The sequence below is a fragment of the Mesorhizobium sp. M7A.F.Ca.CA.001.08.2.1 genome (genome assembly GCF_003998455.1).
Lineage (GTDB): Bacteria > Pseudomonadota > Alphaproteobacteria > Rhizobiales > Rhizobiaceae > Mesorhizobium > Mesorhizobium ciceri.
The window spans coordinates 1-4,350 of the sequence record NZ_RZPW01000546.1; the positions used below are offsets into that span (position 1 = coordinate 1).

A 4,350-nucleotide genomic window follows, 5' to 3' on the forward strand; every position below is an offset into this window, starting at 1 on the left:
AGCTTGTCCCTTCCAATCCGTACATGACGCAGGCCGCTTATCCGCGCATGGACGAGCCGATGTCGCCCGTCGAGCAGATGCCGGCCAGCGAAACCGACTGCCGTCAGCAATTGAAGCGCCTCGATGTCGCCTACACCGACCTGGCGCCGATCCATGAAGGCCAGTGCGGCATCGATTATCCGGTCAAGGTCTCGGCCATCGGCAACATCCAGATGAAACCCGCCGCAACCCTGACCTGCGACATGGCAGCTACCTTTGCCGGCTGGACGAAGAACGAACTCGTTCCCTCCGCCCGCTGGCGTTATTTCTCCGGCGTCAAGACCATACACCAGGGCTCCAGCTATTCCTGCCGCCGGATTGCCGGCGAAGGCGTCCTGTCCGAACACGGCAAGGGCAATGCGCTCGACGTCATGAGCATCGAGCTCAACAATGGCGACGACATCGACGTGCGCAAGCCCGGCCTGTTCGCCTTCCGCACCCGCGGCTTCCTCAACAATGTGCGCGCCGACGGCTGCCAGTACTTCACCACCGTGCTCGGCCCCGGCTACAATTACGACCACCGCAACCATTTTCATTTCGACATCAAGAACCGCAAGAACGGTTATCGCGCCTGCCGTTAGATCGGTGCCGGGTATCCTTTGCCTGAATGCCATGACAACGCCTAATGTGATGCCGGAACATTTGAGCGGCATTCATGAGTCAACGAAGCGTTCGGCGACGCATTATGATCTGGACGGCGACCTTGTTGGCCGCGTATCTGGCGCTCGCCTATTTCGCCGCACCGGAATTCTGGACGTTCCGCGATCGAGGTTTTCGCACGCATCGCTTCGAGATGCTGACGCACACGCCGCAAGGCATTCCGGGCGACCCGATCAATGTCGGCCTTGTCGGCACGCAGAAGGAGGTGGTCCACGCCTTTGCCGTCGCCGGCTGGGACACCGCCGACGCCGTCACCCTGAAGACCGCGATCGAGATCGGTGAAAGCGTGCTGTTCGACCACCCCTATCCCGATGCGCCGGTCAGCAGGCTGCTGTTCGATGGCCGTGCCCAGGATCTCGCCTTCGAAAAGCCGGAGGGCATCAGCGCCGACCGACGGCATCATGTCCGCTTCTGGCAGACCGATGCAAGCGGCGACGATGGCCGGCCGCTGTGGCTGGGCTCGGCCAGCTTCGATCGCGGCGTCGGCTTCAGCCACGACACCGGCGCCGTCACCCACCATATCGGCCCCGACATCGACGCCGAGCGCGATTTCCTGATGCGCGACCTGGCCACTGCCGGCATGCTGCTCTCGACCAGCGACATATCGGGCGTCGGCGCCACCAAGGCGGGACGCAATGGCGGCGGCGATCCCTATTTCACGGACGGCGAGGCAATTGTCGGCGTGTTGAAGCAGTTGCCATGACATCGCAAAAGTCAGGTCGTGGTGATCACGATCTTGCCGAACGGCCCTTTCTCCAGATGTTGCAAGGCCTGCGGCACCTCATCGAAGCCAAAAACCTTGTCGATGACCGGCTTGATCGCCAGCGCCTCGATCGCCTGATTCATGCGCTCGAAAGCACGGCGATGGCCGATCGACAGGCCCTGCACGGTGATGCGGTTGCGCATGAAGGGCAGGATGGGAAAGCTGAGCTCCATCGCGCCCAGCAGGCCGATGATCGACAGCCGGCCGTCGGCGGCCAGCGCGTTCAGAGATCGCCTTGCATTGTCGCCGCCGACCATTTCCAGCACGTGGCTCACGCCCAGCCCGTTCGTCAGCTCACGCGCGGCATCGTCCCAGGCCGGTTGCGTGCGGTAGTTGATCCCTTGCCAGGCGCCAAGCTTTCTCGCCCGCTCAAGCTTTTCATCACTGCTTGAGGTGACGATGGCGCGCAGGCCGAACGCAGTGGCGAACTGCAGCGCAAACAGCGACACGCCGCCGGTGCCCTGGATCAGAATGGTCTGACCCGGCACCGGTTTGGTCGCCTCGGCCATGGCGAACCAGGCCGTCAGCGCCGCGATCGGCAATGTCGCGGCCTCGATGTCGCCGAGCGACGGCGGCGCCAGCACCGCGGCGTCCTCGCCGAAGATGACATGATCGGAAAGCATACCCGACAGCGACGACCCCAGCGTGTGCTTATGCAGCACCGGCGGTGCGTCGCCATCCGGCCAATCGGCGATCACCTGGCCAAGCACGCGCTGGCCGACCTGAAAGCGGCTGACCGCACTGCCGACGGCCACCACTTCGCCCACCGCGTCGGATGTCGGCACGAAGGGAAAGGCAAGGTCGGGGATCAGCACGCCGTCCACGATCATCTTGTCCTTGTAGTTGAGCGATACGGCCTTGGTCCGCACCAGCAAATCGTGCGGCCCTGGCTCGGGCACCTTGCCTTCCACCTGGCTTAGCCTGGACAGGCCAAAACCGCTCATCTGCCAGGATCTGTTGATTGGGGTGCTCATGTCGTCTCGCGCTCCGTGCATTGATGCCAGGCGAGACATTTATGCCTTTCGACTATAGAAAATAGTGCTTCCGTGCGGTATAGTTTGACACTGATTGCGGACTAAAAGTCGACAATAGGAAATCGCCATGGAAACGGCCGACCTGCAAGGCACCGTTGCGTTTGTTCAGGCGGTGGAGGCCGGCAGCTTCACTAGCGCCGGCGAGCGGCTGCATGTGACGAAGTCGGCGATCGGCAAATCGATCGCGCAGCTGGAGCAGAGGCTCGGCGTTCGCTTGCTGAACCGCACCACCCGCAGTCTCAGCCCGACCAGCGAAGGCATCGGCTACTATGAAGCCTGCGTCCGGGCCCTGGCCGAGATCGAAGCCGCACAGTCGCTGCTCGCCTCGCGTCGGCAGGTCCCGTCTGGCCGGCTTCGGGTCGACGTGCCGCTGGCCTTCGGCCGACGCTGCGTCGCCCCGGTGCTGTTCGAGATTTCGAGGAAATTTCCGGACCTGACGGTTGAAGTCTCCTTCAATGACCGCCGCGTCGACCTGATCGAGGAGGGTATCGACCTGGCGATCCGCATGGGCGAACTCGACGACAGCCTGTCGCTTGCGGCCAGGCGCCTCTATGCTCAGCGCTCGGCCATATGCGCGGCTCCCGACTATCTCGACAGGCATGGCCGGCCGCAATCGGTCGAGGATCTCGCCGATCACAGCGTCATTGGCTACGGTCGCGAGGGCATCGTCCGCCCCTGGGTGATCAGACATTCCGACGGCCATCTCGCAACCTTCGTGCCCAAGGCGCGGCTCGTTCTCGGCCATGGCGAACCGATGCTGGATGCGGCGCTCGCCGGCTGCGGCATCGCCTTCCTGCCGACATGGCTGGCCGCCGACAGCCTCAAAAGCGGCGATCTCGAAATGGTGCTGTCGGAATGCCTGGTCGAGAACATCGTCGTGCATGCCGTCTGGCCGGTGACGCGCGCGCTCACGCCAAAGGTGCGGGTTGTCGTCGACGCCCTCGTCGAACATTTTTCGGCGCCGCCCTGGGATGCCGCGTGAGCGAAATACCGGTCATTTCTCAAAAATCACGCCGGACTATTTTCGAAGACCGCGCCACAATGCTATTGACCGCTCATGTTATACGTCGAAATCGCTATCGTGGTCGTCCTCATCTGCGTGAACGGCCTTTTGTCGATGTCCGAGCTCGCCATCGTCTCGTCGCGCCCGGCCAGGCTGAAAGCGATGATCGACCGCGGCACCAATGGCGCCGGCCGCGCCCTTGATCTTGGCTCAAATCCCGGCAAGTTCCTGTCCTCGGTGCAGATCGGCATCACCTTGGTCGGCGTCCTCTCCGGCGCCTTTTCCGGCGCCACGCTCGGCGAACGGCTGGCGCAGTTCCTGGCTTCGACCGGCATCCGCGAGACTGTCGCCGACCCGCTCGGCGTCGGCATCGTCGTTGCTATCATCACCTATTTCTCGCTGATCGTCGGCGAGCTGGTGCCCAAGCAGATCGCGTTGCGTGATCCCGAGCGGGTCGCCGCCAGGGTCGCTCCGGCGATGACCATCCTCGCCACGGTGTCGGCGCCGCTGGTCTTCCTGCTCGACTTCTCCGGCCGCACCATATTGTGGCTGCTCGGTCAGCGCGGCGAAAGCGAGGAAAAGGTCACCGACGAGGAGATCAAGATGCTGGTCGCCGAGGCCGAGCATCACGGCACCATCGAATCCGACGAGCGGCGCATGATCGCCGGCGTCATGCGGCTTGGCGACCGCGCCGTGCGCGCGGTGATGACGCCGCGCACCGAAGTCGACTGGATCAATCTGCAATCCGACGAGGCGGCCATCCGCAAGCTGCTCATGGAAACCCAGCATTCGCGCCTGCCGGCAGGCGACGGCGGCGTCGACGTCATGGTCGGCGTCGTCCAGACGCGTGA

General features: G+C 63.6%; 5 protein-coding genes. 4 read left to right on the plus strand and 1 reads right to left on the minus strand.

The genetic code is table 11. From position 1 onward, the window contains the following. Both EN914_RS25865 and EN914_RS25870 read left to right on the plus strand, forming a co-directional pair. A partial coding sequence (locus EN914_RS25865) for an extensin family protein (RefSeq protein WP_127389345.1) occupies positions 1–620 on the plus strand: 620 nt, incomplete at its 5' end. A 74-nt stretch (positions 621–694) separates the two neighbouring features. Then, on the plus strand, positions 695–1,402 hold the full coding sequence (locus tag EN914_RS25870; RefSeq protein WP_024504161.1) for an LssY C-terminal domain-containing protein: 708 nt from the start codon (positions 695–697) through the stop codon (positions 1,400–1,402). Positions 1,403–1,413: 11 nt separating this feature from the next. Here the strand turns inward: EN914_RS25870 and EN914_RS25875 are convergent, their stop codons facing one another. Continuing rightward, positions 1,414–2,436 (minus strand): NAD(P)-dependent alcohol dehydrogenase, encoded by a 1,023-nt coding sequence (locus EN914_RS25875; protein ID WP_024504162.1) that lies wholly within the window; start codon positions 2,434–2,436, stop codon positions 1,414–1,416. 127 nt (positions 2,437–2,563) lie between these two features. Between EN914_RS25875 and EN914_RS25880 the strand changes: the two genes are divergently transcribed. Together EN914_RS25880 and EN914_RS25885 are read left to right on the plus strand one after the other, a co-directional pair. After that, on the plus strand, positions 2,564–3,478 hold the full coding sequence (locus EN914_RS25880) for a LysR family transcriptional regulator (protein ID WP_024504163.1): 915 nt from the start codon (positions 2,564–2,566) through the stop codon (positions 3,476–3,478). A gap of 75 nt (positions 3,479–3,553) precedes the next feature. Next, positions 3,554–4,350, plus strand: a 797-nt coding sequence (locus EN914_RS25885) for a hemolysin family protein (RefSeq protein ID WP_164778901.1), incomplete at its 3' end; no start/stop codon positions are given.

Coding starts and splice junctions, on each gene's coding strand:
- EN914_RS25870 (WP_024504161.1), top strand. CDS start 695: ATGAGTCAACGAAGCGTTCGGCGACGCATTATGATCTGGACGGCGACC.
- EN914_RS25875 (WP_024504162.1), bottom strand. CDS start 2,436: ATGAGCACCCCAATCAACAGATCCTGGCAGATGAGCGGTTTTGGCCTG.
- EN914_RS25880 (WP_024504163.1), top strand. CDS start 2,564: ATGGAAACGGCCGACCTGCAAGGCACCGTTGCGTTTGTTCAGGCGGTG.